This is a genomic window from Klebsiella sp. 4_1_44FAA (genome assembly GCF_000238715.1).
GTDB classification, from domain to species: domain Bacteria; phylum Pseudomonadota; class Gammaproteobacteria; order Enterobacterales; family Enterobacteriaceae; genus Klebsiella; species Klebsiella pneumoniae.
Map to the genome: position 1 here is coordinate 999,169 of NZ_JH414799.1, position 15,749 is coordinate 1,014,917.

Annotated in this window: 15 protein-coding genes; 13 read left to right on the top strand and 2 right to left on the bottom strand. The window is 58.2% G+C overall.

Translation table 11 applies throughout. The annotated features are described in order from the left end of the window. Positions 1-7 precede the first annotated feature (7 nt). Positions 8-3,250 carry a ribonuclease E gene (rne, locus tag HMPREF1024_RS15805; RefSeq protein ID WP_009308400.1) on the bottom strand — a complete coding sequence of 1,081 codons (3,243 nt, stop codon included), beginning with the start codon at positions 3,248-3,250 and terminating at the stop codon, positions 8-10. Between the two features lie 699 nt (positions 3,251-3,949). Here rne and rluC point away from each other — a divergent pair. Continuing rightward, positions 3,950-4,903: a 23S rRNA pseudouridine(955/2504/2580) synthase RluC gene (gene rluC / locus HMPREF1024_RS15800; protein ID WP_148672056.1), complete on the top strand. Its 954-nt coding sequence runs from the start codon at positions 3,950-3,952 to the stop codon at positions 4,901-4,903. Positions 4,904-4,940: 37 nt separating this feature from the next. Here the strand turns inward: rluC and HMPREF1024_RS15795 are convergent, their stop codons facing one another. Then, positions 4,941-5,525 (bottom strand): nucleoside triphosphate pyrophosphatase, encoded by a 585-nt coding sequence (locus tag HMPREF1024_RS15795; RefSeq protein WP_002899273.1) that lies wholly within the window; start codon positions 5,523-5,525, stop codon positions 4,941-4,943. A 141-nt stretch (positions 5,526-5,666) separates the two neighbouring features. On the opposite strand from HMPREF1024_RS15795, the gene yceD reads away from it, so the two are divergent. The 12 genes from yceD to holB all read left to right on the top strand — a co-directional run bounded on the left by yceD (position 5,667) and on the right by holB (position 15,746). Beyond that, on the top strand, positions 5,667-6,188 hold the full coding sequence (yceD, locus tag HMPREF1024_RS15790; protein ID WP_002899276.1) for a 23S rRNA accumulation protein YceD: 522 nt from the start codon (positions 5,667-5,669) through the stop codon (positions 6,186-6,188). A 16-nt stretch (positions 6,189-6,204) separates the two neighbouring features. After that, positions 6,205-6,378: a 50S ribosomal protein L32 gene (rpmF, locus tag HMPREF1024_RS15785; RefSeq protein WP_000290724.1), complete on the top strand. Its 174-nt coding sequence runs from the start codon at positions 6,205-6,207 to the stop codon at positions 6,376-6,378. Between the two features lie 203 nt (positions 6,379-6,581). Continuing rightward, a complete protein-coding gene (gene plsX, locus HMPREF1024_RS15780; RefSeq protein ID WP_004224085.1) occupies positions 6,582-7,679 on the top strand; it encodes a phosphate acyltransferase PlsX in 1,098 nt (365 codons plus the stop codon). Between the two features lie 53 nt (positions 7,680-7,732). Continuing rightward, positions 7,733-8,686 carry a beta-ketoacyl-ACP synthase III gene (locus HMPREF1024_RS15775; RefSeq protein ID WP_002899288.1) on the top strand — a complete coding sequence of 318 codons (954 nt, stop codon included), beginning with the start codon at positions 7,733-7,735 and terminating at the stop codon, positions 8,684-8,686. A gap of 15 nt (positions 8,687-8,701) precedes the next feature. Then, a complete protein-coding gene (gene fabD / locus HMPREF1024_RS15770) occupies positions 8,702-9,631 on the top strand; it encodes an ACP S-malonyltransferase (protein ID WP_009308402.1) in 930 nt (309 codons plus the stop codon). Positions 9,632-9,643: 12 nt separating this feature from the next. Next, complete coding sequence (gene fabG, locus HMPREF1024_RS15765) at positions 9,644-10,378, top strand: 3-oxoacyl-ACP reductase FabG (RefSeq protein ID WP_002899294.1); 735 nt, start codon at positions 9,644-9,646, stop codon at positions 10,376-10,378. A 210-nt stretch (positions 10,379-10,588) separates the two neighbouring features. Then, positions 10,589-10,825, top strand: a complete 237-nt coding sequence (acpP, locus tag HMPREF1024_RS15760; protein WP_000103754.1) for an acyl carrier protein — start codon at positions 10,589-10,591, stop codon at positions 10,823-10,825. 88 nt (positions 10,826-10,913) lie between these two features. Beyond that, positions 10,914-12,155 carry a beta-ketoacyl-ACP synthase II gene (gene fabF / locus HMPREF1024_RS15755; RefSeq protein ID WP_002900666.1) on the top strand — a complete coding sequence of 414 codons (1,242 nt, stop codon included), beginning with the start codon at positions 10,914-10,916 and terminating at the stop codon, positions 12,153-12,155. Between the two features lie 125 nt (positions 12,156-12,280). Continuing rightward, positions 12,281-13,090: an aminodeoxychorismate lyase gene (gene pabC, locus HMPREF1024_RS15750; protein ID WP_002900669.1), complete on the top strand. Its 810-nt coding sequence runs from the start codon at positions 12,281-12,283 to the stop codon at positions 13,088-13,090. Between the two features lies 1 nt (position 13,091). Then, positions 13,092-14,114: a cell division protein YceG gene (gene yceG / locus HMPREF1024_RS15745; protein ID WP_004176577.1), complete on the top strand. Its 1,023-nt coding sequence runs from the start codon at positions 13,092-13,094 to the stop codon at positions 14,112-14,114. Continuing rightward, positions 14,104-14,745, top strand: a complete 642-nt coding sequence (tmk, locus tag HMPREF1024_RS15740; RefSeq protein WP_002900674.1) for a dTMP kinase — start codon at positions 14,104-14,106, stop codon at positions 14,743-14,745. Before yceG ends, tmk begins: the two co-directional genes overlap by 11 nt. Further along, positions 14,742-15,746 (top strand): DNA polymerase III subunit delta', encoded by a 1,005-nt coding sequence (gene holB, locus HMPREF1024_RS15735; protein WP_009308406.1) that lies wholly within the window; start codon positions 14,742-14,744, stop codon positions 15,744-15,746. Before tmk ends, holB begins: the two co-directional genes overlap by 4 nt. The last annotated feature ends 3 nt before the right edge of the window (positions 15,747-15,749 follow it).

Genomic DNA, 15,749 nt, shown 5'->3' on the forward strand with positions numbered 1-15,749 from the left:
AGCACGCTTACTCGACGGGCTGTGGGCGAGTCGGTTCAGCGGTGGCTTTATGGGTCGCGCTATGACCACCGGCGGCGCCTTTACCTTCAAAGGCGAACGGCGGGCGCACCCAGGTGCTGTGACGCGGTGCTTCCGGGACATAGTCCGGAGCTGGCGCACGGGTCATTGGCGCGGTGGCATGGCGATGACCCGCCACTACGACCGGCTTGCTCACCGGGGGCTCGGCTTTGACCGGTTCGGCAGGGGCCGCTTCGGTCACTGGCGCTTGCTCCACGGTTTCTGCGACCGGGGCGATAGTTTCCACTGGCGCTGCAACGACAGGCGTCGTTTCCACCGCTTCAGGTTCTACCACCACCGGCTCGGGGTCGAGCGTCACTGGCGCGATAGCCTGAGGCGCTTCGACAGCCGGTGCTTCGGTGACCGGCTCCTGAGGCGCTGGCTCGACGGCTGCTGGCGCGACAACTTCCGCAGCATCAACGACCAGCGGCTCGGCGGCCGCTACCGGCTCGACGACTACCGGCTCAGCGGTTACTGGTTCCATGGTAGCCGGCTCGACGGTGACCGGCGCAGCGGTAACGGTTTCAACGACGGCAACCGGGGCCGCTACAGCCTCGACAGTTTTCGCGACGCTGGCGTCCTGAACCTGAACCTCTTCCGGCTGCTGATCCTGCGGACGAACCACCGGGTAGCGGATCCAGACTTTACCGGAAGCCATCTCCGGCGATGCGCAGGCTACGGTCAGCGGCATAGGCGACTGGGTCGGATAGCGTTCGTCACGATAGCGACGACGACGCTGACCGCTGACGCGCAGGTGACGCGGGGAGCGACGTGAGCGACGCGGCATACCGTTCGCTTCACGGGATTCGCCATTTTCGTCCTGGTCCGCAACGCTCTCCACCCCTGCCGGCAGCTCGGCTTTCACCGGCTCGCTGTGCGGAGCGATAACTTCAGCCACTACGGCTTCTGGCACGATCTCGGCAACTGGCTCGACGACAGCGGACTCAACGCGCACTTTCTGTGCCAGCTGGCGCGGTTTACGACGCGGCAGAGTTTGTACACGCTCTTCCTGCTCCGTCTCCTGCACAACCGGCTCTTCGCGAGTCTGCGCTTTGGCTTCCTGCTGCGCCTGACGTTTGTCGTCATTGCGGCGGCGGGTGCGTTCGCGGCGCGGCTGCTGCTCGTCACGGGATTTCGCTTTCTCCGCGTCGTCGCCTGAGGTTTGGCGAACATCACGGGCTTCCACGTTCTGCGACGGCTTCTCGCGACGGTTGCGACGGTTCTCTTCACGCGATTCGCGCGGTTCACGGCCCTCGGCATTGTCCGCACGGGTGTCGCGATTGTCACGGTTATCGCGGTTGTCACGATTGTCGCGGTTATCACGGCGGTCGTTGCGGTCGTTGCGGTCGCGGCGGTTGTTGGCGCGCGGTTTACGACGCTCCTGCTGACGCTCCGGTTTTTCTTCCGCTTTCTTCTCGACCTGAACTTCAGCCGGTTTGGCCTCTTCGGCGCCAGAGAAGATATTCTTCAGCGCGCTGAAGAAGCGTGAGAGCAGGCCAGGCTGCGCCGGTGCGGCGGCCGCGACCGGTGCCGCTGCGGCGACAGGCGCGGCGGCAGGCTCTTCGAGCATCGGGGCTGGCGGCGCATCTGGCATGACAAAAGCGGCCAGGGCCGGCTGTTCCGGACGTTTCCGCTCCGCCGGCTCATCGTCGCCTGGCAGCGCCATCTCTTCTTCATGCAGCTTCGGCAGCAGATAGCTCAGCGTTGAGGTTTCTTCACCTTTGCGCACGCGCAGGACGGAGTAGTGCGGCGTTTGCATTTCGTCGTTTGGCACGATAATAACGCGCACATCGCCCTGACGGGATTCGATAGCGCTCACTGCGGCACGTTTTTCGTTCAGCAGATAGGAGGCGATCGGTACCGGAACAATGGCGTGGACTTCTTTGGTATTCTCTTTCAGCGCTTCTTCTTCGATCAGACGCAGAATAGAGAGCGACAGCGATTCGTTATCACGCACGGTGCCGGTGCCGGAGCAGCGCGGGCAGACGTGGTGGCTGGACTCGCCCAGCGACGGACTCAGGCGCTGACGGGACATCTCCAGCAGGCCGAAGCGCGAAATATGGCTGATCTGAATGCGCGCCCGGTCCTGACGGACGGCTTCGCGCAGACGATTCTCCACGGCGCGCTGGTGGCGAACCGGGGTCATATCGATGAAGTCGATAACGATCAGGCCGCCGAGGTCGCGCAGACGCAGCTGGCGGGCAATTTCGTCAGCCGCTTCGAGGTTGGTATTGAAGGCTGTCTCTTCGATATCGCCGCCGCGGGTGGCGCGGGCGGAGTTGATATCGATCGCGGTCAGCGCTTCGGTGCTATCGATAACGATAGACCCGCCGGAAGGCAGGCGCACTTCGCGCTGGAAGGCGGACTCAATTTGCGATTCGATCTGATAATGGCTGAACAGCGGGATTTCACCGGTGTACAGTTTGATTTTGCTGCTGAAATCCGGACGACCCAGCGCGGCGATATGCTGGCGCGCCAGCTCAAGCACTTTCGGGTTATCGATCAGGATTTCGCCGATGTCCTGGCGCAGGTAGTCACGGAAGGCGCGGACAATGACGTTGCTTTCCTGGTGGATCAGGAACGGCGCCGGACGGCTTTCCGCGGCTTTTTGAATCGCTTCCCAGTGCTTCAGGCGGAAGCTCAGGTCCCACTGCAGGGCTTCGGCGGATTTGCCGACGCCAGCGGTGCGAACGATCAGGCCCATGCCGTCCGGAAGCTCCAGGCTCGCCAGCGCTTCTTTCAGTTCGGTACGGTCGTCGCCCTCGATACGGCGGGAAATTCCCCCGGCGCGCGGGTTGTTCGGCATCAGTACCAGATAGCTGCCCGCCAGGCTGATAAAGGTGGTGAGCGCAGCGCCTTTGTTGCCGCGTTCTTCTTTATCAATCTGCACGATAACTTCCTGACCTTCCCGCAGTACGTCTTTGATATTAGGACGACCATGCGCATTGTAGTTGGCGGGGAAGTATTCGCGGGCGATTTCTTTGAGGGGGAGGAAACCATGACGCTCGGCGCCGTAATCAACAAACGCGGCTTCAAGGCTGGGTTCAATGCGGGTGATTTTGCCTTTGTAGATGTTCGCTTTTTTCTGTTCGTGCCCGGGGCTTTCGATATCCAGGTCGTACAGGCGCTGCCCATCAACAAGGGCGACGCGCAACTCTTCCTGCTGAGTTGCGTTGATTAACATTCTTTTCATCGTAACTTACTCATTATTCTTACATTGACGACTAAGCTGCGGGCAGAGTAATGCCTTTCCGGGGGAAAACCGATGGCCTCGTGTCTGGTTCACGTCGCCAACCTCACGGTTGTCGCGCGCTTAAGAGGCGCAGAGTGTCGGTCGCCTGTGTTTCAAACGGAAACACAGCGCAATTATTCAGGGGAACAGCCTGGGATGTATCACCAGAGAATATTCCATTTATACTCGTCGTCTTTCGCGTTGCAGGCATGGTGGCTTAACCTGCTCACCTCGATCTGGCGATCCAGATGAGCTCCCGGGAGTCCCGGAGTTGACGCCTTCCTGCGACTTGAAATCCATAGAGCCTGTACCGGTAAGGACTGCAACCCGCAGCCCGCTAACTGTCTGAAAGATCACAACGTCTTACGCCATTGCTGCGTGGGCGATCGGTCAGACAAAATTGGTCATTCCGCTAATGTCTTGTTCTAACAAGTTGCAATACGGAAAACGGTCTCATTATTCCATTGCTAACCTTGTTATAGCAAGTTGACTTTCACCTTTTATCACCCGGTTACTCACAGTTTTATCACCTGCCCATACAGATTGTTCTAATAACAAACAAAATGGCGGTCAGGTAAACCGTGAAAACAGGATAATGATAAATATAAGCATATAAAAATGAGTGGCGCTAATGCGTCCGGCTATTTAGAATCGCGCACCATGAAAACTGAGACCCCAACCGTAAAAATGGTTGCCATTGCTGCTGATGAAGCGGGGCAACGTATCGACAACTTTTTGCGTACGCAATTGAAAGGCGTACCGAAGAGCATGATTTATCGCATCCTGCGTAAAGGCGAGGTGCGGGTAAACAAAAAGCGCGTGAAGCCGGAGTATAAGCTGGAAGCGGGCGATGAAGTCCGTATCCCGCCGGTACGCGTGGCGGAGCGTGAAGAAGAGGCGGTATCGCCGCACCTGCAGAAAGTGGCCGCGCTCTCTGAGGTGATCCTCTATGAAGACGATCATATTCTGGTGCTCAATAAGCCTTCTGGTACCGCGGTACACGGCGGCAGCGGCCTGAGCTTCGGCGTGATTGAAGGGCTGCGCGCCCTGCGCCCGGAGGCGCGCTTCCTTGAGCTGGTGCATCGTCTCGACCGGGATACCTCCGGCGTGCTGCTGGTGGCGAAAAAGCGCTCAGCGCTGCGTTCGCTGCACGAGCAACTGCGCGATAAAGGCATGCAGAAAGATTATCTGGCGCTGGTGCTCGGCCAGTGGCAGTCGCATACCAAAGTGGTCCAGGCCCCGCTGTTGAAGAATATTCTGCAGAGCGGGGAGCGCATCGTTCGCGTGAGTCAGGAAGGCAAGCCGTCGGAGACGCGCTTTAAAGTGGAAGAGCGTTACGAATTCGCCACGCTGGTGCGCTGCAGCCCGGTCACCGGCCGCACGCATCAGATCCGCGTTCATACCCAGTATGCCGGCCATCCTATCGCTTTTGACGACCGCTATGGCGACCGCGAGTTCGACAAGCAGCTGTCCGCTACCGGCTTAAACCGCCTGTTCCTGCACGCGGCGGCGCTGAAGTTTACCCACCCGGGGAGCGGGGAGATGATGCGCGTTGAGGCGCCGCTGGACAACCAGCTGAAGCACTGTTTACAGGTGCTACGGAAGAGCAAATAAGCGCAACGGCGGAATCAGTTCCGCCGTTTTTTTTGCCTCAGCCTAACAGCGGGTTGTAGTTTTCACGGCGCAACATCTGACAGAGCGCGATTAAGGGTAAACCGACCAGGGTGTTCGGGTCGCGGCCTTCCAGCCGTTCGAACAGCGTAATGCCCAATCCTTCGCTCTTGAAACTCCCGGCGCACTGCAGCGGGTTCTCTTTGCGCACATAGCCTTCTATCTCTTTATCACTGAGATGGCGAAAGTGAACGTCAAAGGGTTCGCATTCGGTTTGTAGATGGCCGCTGGCAGAGTTGTACAGCGCCAGTCCGGTATAAAAGGTAATGATTGATCCGCTGGCCTTTCTTAACTGCCTGCGGGCATTTTCCTCGGTGTGCGGTTTGCCGGTGATTTCACCGTCCAGTACGCAAACCTGATCGGAGCCTATAATAAGGTGATTAGGGAAGCGTGTGGCCAGACTTTGCGCTTTGGCCTGCGCCAGTCGGGTGACAAGCTGACGTGCGGATTCATCAGGCCGGGGCGTTTCGTCGACGTCAGGCGCGGCACATTCAAACGGTAAACCCAGTTTTTCCAGCAGCATGCGCCGCCAGGGAGAGGTTGACGCGAGGATAAGATCAGACATATTTTTTCATCCACATATAGCGCTTCGCAGAGCATCATCTTAAACTATGCGCCGCAATGTGTGCGAATAAATGGCAAAAGGCAACCTGAGGCTGCCTTTTTCTTTGACTCTATGACATTACAAAGTTAATATGCGCGCCCTATGCAAAAGGTAAAATTACCCCTGACTCTTGATCCGGTACGCACGGCTCAAAAACGCCTTGATTACGAAGGCATCTATGCCCGCGATCAGGTTGAACGTGTAACCGATTCTGTAGTCAGCGTGGACAGCGATGTGGAATGCAGCATGTCGTTCGCTATCGATAACCAGCGTCTCGCCGTTATTACTGGCGATGCAAAGGTAACGGTAACTCTCGAATGCCAGCGTTGCGGGAAACCGTTCTCCCATCACGTCCACACCACGTATTGTTTTAGCCCCGTCAGAAATGACGAACAGGCCGAAGCACTACCGGAAGCGTATGAGCCGATTGAGGTTAACGAATTCGGTGAAATCGACCTGCAGGCAATGGTCGAGGATGAAATTATCCTCTCCCTGCCCGTAGTTCCGGTGCATGATTCTGAACACTGTGAAGTGTCCGACGCGGACATGGTCTTTGGCGAACTGCCTGAAGAGGCACAAAAACCAAACCCATTTGCCGTATTAGCCAGCTTAAAGCGTAAGTAATTGAGGAGTAAGGTCCATGGCCGTACAACAGAATAAACCAACCCGTTCCAAACGTGGCATGCGTCGTTCCCATGACGCGCTGACCGCAGTCACCAGCCTGTCTGTAGACAAAACTTCTGGTGAGAAACACCTGCGTCACCACATCACTGCCGACGGTTTCTACCGCGGTCGCAAGGTTATCGCTAAGTAATCACGCGATACTCGCAGGATTTCCCGTTGCAGGCCATGGCGGGCGTGTGCGTCCCTGGAAACTCGGTTAACCCGGTCGCTGGGGGCATTTATGCCCGGATTGTTGCGTCTGCAGCGTGAATATTCGCGGGTGCCAGCGTGATGAAGCTTAGTGAGGACTCCCCGGGCAACTGGGGAATCACCGAACCGGGCAGCGACGATACCTTGACACGTCTAACCCTGGCGTTAGATGTCATGGGGGGCGATTTCGGCCCATCCGTGACGGTGCCTGCAGCACTGCAGGCACTGAACTCTAATTCGCAACTCACACTTCTTTTAGTCGGCGATCCCGACGCCATCACGCCATTACTCGCCAAAGCTGACTTCGAACAACGTTCGCGTCTGCAGATTATTCCTGCGCAGTCAGTTATTGCCAGTGATGCGCGACCCGCGCAGGCTATCCGCAGCAGTCGCGGAAGCTCAATGCGCGTGGCGCTGGAGCTTGTGAAAGAAGGGCGGGCGCAAGCCTGCGTCAGCGCTGGCAACACCGGCGCGCTGATGGGGCTGGCGAAACTGCTGCTCAAACCGATCGAAGGTATTGAGCGGCCGGCGCTGGTGACGGTTTTACCGCACCAGCAGAAGGGCAAAACCGTGGTGCTGGATCTCGGCGCCAACGTCGATTGCGACAGCACGATGCTGGTGCAGTTCGCGGTAATGGGCGCGGTGCTGGCGGAAGAAGTGGTCGGCATTGCCAACCCCCGCGTCGCTTTGTTGAACATCGGCGAAGAAGAGATGAAAGGCCTCGGCAGCATCCGCGATGCTGCCGCAGTGCTCAAAACGCTGCCTTCCCTCAACTACATCGGCTATCTTGAAGCCAATGAACTGTTGACCGGAAAAACCGATGTGCTGGTTTGTGATGGATTCACGGGCAACGTCACATTAAAAACCATGGAAGGTGTTGTCAGAATGTTCCTTTCACTGCTGAAATCTCAGGGAGAGGGCAAAAAACGGTCGTGGTGGCTGCTGTTACTAAAACGTTGGTTACAAAAAAGCCTGGCGAGGCGATTCAGTCACCTCAACCCCGACCAGTATAATGGCGCCTGTCTGTTAGGATTGCGCGGTTCCGTGATCAAGAGTCATGGTGCTGCCAATCAACGCGCCTTTAGCGTCGCGATAGAGCAGGCAGTGCAGGCGGTGCAGCGGCAGATCCCTCAGCGGATCGCCGCGCGCCTGGAATCTTTATACCCAGCTGGTTTCGAGCTGCCGGAAAGCGACAGTGACGTGAACGCCCGACAGCAAAGCGGGACGAATGGCCACGATTGACGCCGCGGCGGTTGAACGAGGCGGGTATATCACCCAAGAGTGACTGAGCGTACATGTATACGAAGATTATTGGTACCGGCAGCTATCTGCCCGAGCAAGTGCGTACAAACGCCGACCTGGAAAAAATGGTAGAAACCTCTGACGAGTGGATTGTCACCCGCACAGGTATCCGTGAGCGTCGTATTGCCGCAGCGCATGAAACAGTTGCTACGATGGGCTTTGAAGCCGCAAAGCAGGCGCTGGCGATGGCGGGCGTGTCCGCGGAGCAAATTGGTCTGATTATCGTTGCGACCACCTCCGGCACGCACGCGTTTCCGAGTTCTGCATGCCAGATCCAGTCAATGCTGGGCGTTAAGGGTTGCCCGGCGTTTGATGTCGCCGCCGCCTGCGCCGGTTTCACCTATGCGCTAAGCGTCGCCGATCAGTATGTGAAGAACGGCGCGGTAGATTATGCGCTGGTTGTTGGCGCCGATGTGCTGGCGCGCACCTGCGATCCGGCGGATCGCGGAACGATTATTATTTTCGGCGACGGCGCCGGCGCGGTTGTGCTGGGCGCCTCCGAAGAGCCGGGCATTATCTCGACGCATCTGCATGCCGACGGCAGCTATGGCGAACTGCTGACCCTGCCGAACGCCGATCGCGTCGATCCGGAAAACCCGATCTATCTGACGATGGCCGGCAACGAAGTCTTCAAAGTAGCGGTCACCGAGCTGGCGCACATCGTTGATGAAACGCTGGCAGCGAATAATCTTGAACGTTCAGCGCTGGACTGGCTGGTGCCGCATCAGGCTAACCTGCGTATTATCAGCGCGACGGCGAAGAAACTGGGTATGTCGATGGATAACGTCGTTGTAACCCTCGACCGCCATGGCAACACCTCCGCGGCGTCAGTCCCTTGCGCGCTGGATGAGGCCGTCCGCGATGGCCGTATTCAGCGCGGTCAGCTGATTTTGCTGGAAGCCTTTGGTGGCGGTTTCACCTGGGGTTCCGCGCTGGTTCGTTTTTAGTATAAGGATTTAAACATGACGCAATTCGCATTTGTGTTCCCGGGGCAGGGCTCTCAGGCCGTAGGCATGCTGGCCGAAATGGCTGCCGCCTGGCCGGTCATTGAAGAGACCTTCGGTGAAGCTTCCGCAGCGTTGGGTTACGATCTGTGGGCGCTGACGCAACAGGGCCCGGCAGAAGAACTGAATAAGACCTGGCAGACTCAACCGGCGCTGCTCGCCGCCTCCGTGGCGCTGTACCGCGTCTGGCAACAGCAGGGCGGCAAAGCGCCAGCGCTGCTGGCGGGTCACAGCCTCGGCGAATACTCCGCGCTGGTATGCGCGGGCGTTATCGGTTTCGCTGATGCCGTTCGCCTGGTTGAGCTGCGTGGTAAATTCATGCAGGAAGCCGTACCGGAAGGTACCGGCGCCATGTCCGCGATTATCGGTCTGGACGACGCCGCTATCGCCAAAGCCTGTGAAGAGTCTGCCGAAGGGCAGGTGGTCTCTCCGGTGAACTACAATTCCCCGGGCCAGGTGGTTATCGCCGGGCACAAAGAGGCCGTTGAACGCGCTGGCGCCGCCTGTAAAGCCGCCGGCGCCAAACGCGCGCTGCCGCTGCCGGTGAGCGTGCCGTCCCACTGCGCGCTGATGAAGCCAGCCGCAGAAAAACTGGCGGTAGAGCTGCAGAAAATCACCTTCAACGCGCCGACGATTCCGGTGGTGAATAACGTCGACGTGAAGTGCGAAACCGCGCCGGACGCCATTCGCGACGCGCTGGTGCGCCAGCTGTACAGCCCGGTGCAGTGGACCAAAACCGTTGAGTTTATGGCTACCGAGGGCGTATCGCACCTGTATGAGGTTGGCCCGGGTAAAGTCCTCACCGGCCTGACCAAACGTATTGTTGACACCCTGACCGCTTCCGCGCTTAACGAGCCGGCGGCGATGTCTGCGGCGCTTGAGCAATAAAAGAGGAAAACCATGAGTTTTGAAGGAAAAATCGCGCTGGTTACCGGTGCAAGCCGCGGTATTGGCCGTGCTATCGCTGAAACGCTCGTCGCCCGTGGCGCGAAAGTTATCGGTACTGCGACCAGCGAAAGCGGCGCGCAGGCGATCAGCGACTATTTAGGCGCCAATGGTAAAGGTCTGATGTTGAATGTGACCGACCCGGCATCTATTGAATCTGTTCTGGAAAATGTGCGCGCAGAGTTTGGCGAAGTGGATATCCTGGTGAATAATGCCGGGATCACTCGCGACAATCTGTTAATGCGCATGAAAGATGACGAGTGGAACGATATTATCGAAACCAACCTGTCATCGGTTTTCCGTCTGTCAAAAGCGGTAATGCGCGCTATGATGAAAAAGCGTCATGGACGTATTATCACTATCGGTTCTGTGGTTGGTACCATGGGAAATGCGGGTCAGGCCAACTACGCCGCGGCGAAAGCGGGTCTGATCGGCTTCAGTAAATCACTGGCGCGTGAAGTTGCGTCCCGCGGTATTACTGTAAACGTTGTTGCTCCGGGCTTTATTGAAACGGACATGACGCGTGCGCTGACCGATGAGCAGCGTGCGGGTACGCTGGCGGCAGTTCCTGCGGGGCGCCTTGGCACCCCAAATGAAATCGCCAGCGCGGTTGCATTTTTAGCCTCTGACGAAGCAAGTTACATCACTGGTGAAACGCTGCACGTCAACGGCGGAATGTACATGGTCTGACCGAGATTTGTGCAAAACGTTCAGGAACCGCGCACTTCGCACGGTTCTCTGTGCGGTTTTGTGCGAAAAGATTTGCGTTCTTAGGGCAAACGGCCTCAAAATAGCGCAAAATCGTGGTAAGACCTGCCGGGATTTAGTTGCAAATTTTTCAACATTTTATACACTACGAAAACCATCGCGAAAGCGAGTTTTGATAGGAAATTTAAGAGTATGAGCACTATCGAAGAACGCGTTAAGAAAATTATCGGCGAGCAGCTGGGCGTTAAGCAGGAAGAAGTTACCAACAATGCTTCCTTCGTTGAAGACCTGGGCGCTGATTCTCTTGACACCGTTGAGCTGGTAATGGCTCTGGAAGAAGAGTTTGATACTGAGATTCCGGACGAAGAAGCTGAGAAAATCACCACCGTTCAGGCTGCCATTGATTACATCAACGGCCACCAGGCGTAAGTGAACATCTCCAGGCGGTCATTCGACCGCCTGAGTTTTATCTTTTTTTGTCCCACAAGAATCTATTTTCCCTCCCTGGAGGACAAACGTGTCTAAGCGTCGTGTAGTTGTGACCGGACTGGGCATGTTGTCTCCTGTCGGCAATACCGTAGAGTCTACCTGGAAAGCTCTCCTTGCCGGTCAGAGTGGCATCAGCCTGATCGACCATTTCGATACTAGCGCCTATGCAACGAAATTTGCTGGCTTAGTAAAGGATTTTAACTGTGATGACATTATCTCGCGCAAAGAACAGCGCAAGATGGATGCCTTCATTCAATATGGAATTGTCGCTGGCGTTCAGGCCATGCAGGATTCTGGCCTTGAAGTGACGGAAGAGAATGCAACCCGTATTGGCGCCGCTATCGGCTCCGGTATCGGCGGTCTCGGCTTGATCGAAGAAAACCACAGTTCGCTGGTTAACGGCGGACCGCGCAAGATCAGCCCATTCTTCGTTCCTTCCACAATTGTTAACATGGTGGCCGGCCATCTGACCATCATGTTTGGTCTGCGTGGGCCAAGTATCTCTATCGCGACCGCGTGTACTTCAGGCGTGCACAACATCGGCCAGGCCGCGCGCATCATCGCCTATGGCGATGCCGATGCGATGGTGGCAGGCGGCGCGGAAAAAGCCAGTACCCCGCTTGGCGTGGGCGGCTTCGGCGCGGCGCGTGCGCTCTCCACGCGCAATGACAACCCGCAGGCGGCGAGCCGTCCGTGGGATAAAGATCGTGACGGCTTCGTGCTGGGCGACGGCGCGGGTATGGTGGTGCTGGAAGAGTACGAGCATGCCAAAAAACGCGGCGCCAAAATCTACGCCGAGATAGTTGGCTTCGGCATGAGCAGCGATGCTTACCACATGACGTCACCGCCGGAAGATGGCGCGGGCGCAGCGCTGGCAATGGTGAATGCTATTCGCGATGCGGGCATCGAACCGGGCCAGATCGGCTACGTCAACGCCCACGGCACCTCGACGCCGGCCGGCGATAAAGCGGAAGCGCAGGCGGTTAAGTCTGTCTTCGGTGATGCGGCGAGCCGCGTACTAGTGAGCTCTACCAAATCCATGACCGGGCATCTGCTGGGTGCGGCAGGGGCGGTAGAGTCGATTTACTCTATCCTGGCGTTGCGCGATCAGGCGGTTCCGCCGACGATCAACCTCGACAACCCGGATGAAGGCTGCGACCTCGACTTCGTTCCACACGAAGCGCGTCAGGTTTCCGGTATGGAGTACACCCTGTGCAACTCCTTCGGCTTTGGCGGCACTAACGGTTCGCTGATCTTCAAAAAAGTGTGACAGGGCTTGCCCCGGCACTGCTTTAACAAAAGGCCCGTTCGTCGGGCCTTTTTTATTCAGCTTTCTCCCCTTGTTCTCTGCTCTGGGTCCTGACACACTGACCGACCAGTGAAAAGGAGTCCTTTATGTTCTTGATAAACGGCGTTGTACAGGACACGTTGGCAGCGAACGATCGCGCCACCCAGTTTGGCGACGGCTGTTTTACCACCGCCCGCATCCAGCAAGGGCAGGTTGCGCTACTGGACGCCCATCTGCAGCGTTTACAGACAACCTGTGAAAAATTACATATCCCATTTAACGACTGGCTGACGCTGAGCGAAGAGATGCAGCGTCTGGCTCGGCCGCACGCGCAGGGCGTGCTCAAGGTGACTCTCACCCGCGGCGTTGGGGGAAGGGGATACAGTACGGCAGGCTGCGTGTCGCCCACTCGCATTCTCAGCTTCTCTCCATTCCCGGCGCATTATGCGCGCTGGCGGGAGGAGGGCATTACTCTGACCCAGAGTCCGGTGCCCCTGGGGCGCAACTCCTGGCTTGCCGGCCTGAAGCACCTTAATCGCCTTGAGCAGGTGCTGATCCGCTCTCATCTTGAGCAGACGGACGCCGATGAGGCGCTGGTCCTTGACAGTGACGGGTGGCTTACGGAATGCTGTGCCGCGAATTTATTCTGGCGTCAGGGACGTGATGTATTTACTCCGCGACTCGATTATGCCGGGGTCAACGGCATTATGCGGCAGCGCTGTATCGCGCAGCTGGCACCATCGACGTTTCGCGTTGTCGAAGTGACAGCGCGTCCCGAGACGTTGCGGGAGGCCGATGAAGTGCTGATCTGCAATGCGCTGATGCCGCTGGTGCCGGTTCGCCGCTGGGAGGAGACCACCTGGTCCTCGCGTGAGCTTTACCATTTTTTAGCCCCTTTGTGTGAGCTGTCTGGTTAGTATGAAGAAAATGTTACGTTTTATCCTGTTGCTGGTCGTGCTGTTGGGCATCGCCGCGGCGGCAGGCATGTGGAAGGTACGCCAGCTGGCGGACAGCAAGCTGCTGATTAAGGAAGAGACCATCTTTACCCTCGAAGCCGGCACCGGCCGGCTGGCGCTGGGCCAGGATCTCTATCGCGAGAAGGTGATCAATCGCCCGCGCGTTTTCCAGTGGCTGCTGCGGGTGGAACCTGAGCTGTCTCACTTCAAGGCCGGGACCTATCGCTTCACGCCGCAAATGACGGTGCGCGAGATGTTGCAGCTGCTGGCCAGCGGCAAAGAGGCGCAGTTTCCGCTGCGCTTTGTCGAAGGCATGCGCGTCAGCGACTACCTGCGCCAGCTGCGCGATGCCCCGTACGTGAAGCACACGCTTGAAGACGATAGCTACGCGACGGTGGCTAAGGCATTAGGTCTTGAGCATGCCGACTGGGTAGAGGGCTGGTTCTGGCCGGATACCTGGATGTACACCGCCAACACCAGCGATATCGCCATCCTCAAGCGCGCGCATCAGAAAATGGTCGCCGAAGTGGCGAAGGTCTGGGAAGGACGGATGGAGAATCTGCCCTATGCCGATCAGAACCAGCTGTTGACCATGGCCTCGATTATTGAAAAAGAGACCGCGGTAGCGGAAGAGCGCGACCGCGTCGCGTCGGTATTTATCAACCGCCTGCGCATCGGTATGCGCTTGCAGACCGATCCGACCGTAATCTACGGGATGGGCGAAGGATATACTGGTAAGTTAACGCGTAAGGATCTCGAGACGCCGACCGCATACAATACTTATACCATCAGCGGTTTGCCGCCGGGCCCTATCGCGGTGCCGGGCGAGGCCTCGCTGAAGGCGGCCGCCCATCCGGCGAAAACGCCATATCTTTATTTCGTCGCCGACGGGAAAGGGGGCCATACGTTTACCACAAACCTGGTCAGTCATAACCGTGCGGTGCAGGATTATCTGAAAGTACTTAAGGAAAAAAATGCGCAGTAACTATATCGTCATCGAGGGGCTGGAGGGCGCCGGGAAGACCACCGCACGTCAACTGGTGGTGGAGACGCTGCAGTCGGCGGGTATTCACGATATGGTGTTTACCCGCGAGCCGGGGGGCACAATCCTTGCCGAAAAACTGCGTAGCCTGGTGCTGGATATCCAGTCCACGGGCGATGAAGTGATTAACGATAAAGCGGAAGTGCTGATGTTTTACGCGGCGCGCGTCCAGTTGGTGGAGACCGTGATTAAGCCCGCGCTGGCCCGCGGCCAGTGGGTGATCGGCGATCGTCACGATCTGTCGACGCAGGCCTATCAGGGCGGCGGCCGGGGAATTGACCGCACGATGCTGGCGACGCTGCGCGACGCGGTACTCGGTGATTTTCGCCCCAATCTGACGCTGTATCTCGACGTCACGCCGGAAGTGGGGCTGCAGCGCGCCCGGGCCCGCGGCGAGCTGGATCGCATTGAGCAGGAGTCCATGAACTTTTTCAACCGTACCCGCGCGCGCTATCTTGAGCTGGCCGCCGCCGATCCTTCTATCCGCACGGTTGACGCAACTCAGCCGCTGGATGCCGTGGCGCGCGACATTCGCGCCACGATCGCCCAGTGGATGGCGGAGCAAGCGGCATGAAATGGTATCCGTGGCTGCGCCCCTCGTTCGAGCAACTGGTCGGTAGCTATCAGGCCGGACGAGGCCACCACGCCTTACTGTTACAGTCCCTGAACGGGATGGGCGGCGAGGCGTTGATTTACGCGCTGTGCCGCTTCCTGATGTGCCGCCAGCCCGAAGGACATAAAAGCTGCGGCCACTGCCATAGCTGTCAGCTGATGCAGGCCGGCACGCACCCCGATTACTATGCGCTCAGCCCCGAGAAGGGCAAGAGTGCGCTGGGTATTGACGCGGTGCGCGATGTCAATGAAAAGCTCTATGAACATGCGCGCCTTGGTGGGGCAAAAGTGGTCTGGATTAGCGATGCTGCCTTGCTGACCGATGCCGCCGCCAACGCGTTGCTGAAAACGCTGGAGGAGCCCCCGGAGAATACCTGGTTCTTCCTCGCCTGCGAGGAGCCGGCGCGTCTGCTGACCACTCTGCGCAGCCGCTGTCGCCTGCATCATCTGGCGCCGCCGTCTGAGCCTTATGCTCTGGCCTGGCTGGAGCGTGAGGTGAGCCTGCCGCAGGAGTCATTGTTGACCGCGTTACGCCTGTGCGCCAGCGCGCCGGCTGCGGCGCTCGAACTGTTACAGGAACCGCTGTGGACGGCGCGGCAGCAGTTGTGTCAGGCGCTGGCGGCTACCCTGGCGAGCGATGACTGGCTGGCGCTGCTGCCGATACTCAATCATGAACAGGCGGCGGTTCGCCTGCACTGGCTGGCGTCGCTGCTGGTCGATGCGCAAAAACGACAGCAGGGGATTACCCTGGTGAGTAACCCTGACGTCTGGCCGCTGCTGGAGCAGCTGGCGCACAGCCTGCCCGCCGCCCGGCTGCAGGCGATTGCCCATGACGTCTGTACCTGCCGCGAGCAATTGCTCAACGTTGTCGGTGTCAACCGCGAACTGCTGCTTACCGAGCGCCTGCTGCGCTGGGAACATTACCTGCAACCCGGGACGGTTTTACCCGTCTCCCACCTCTGAGTG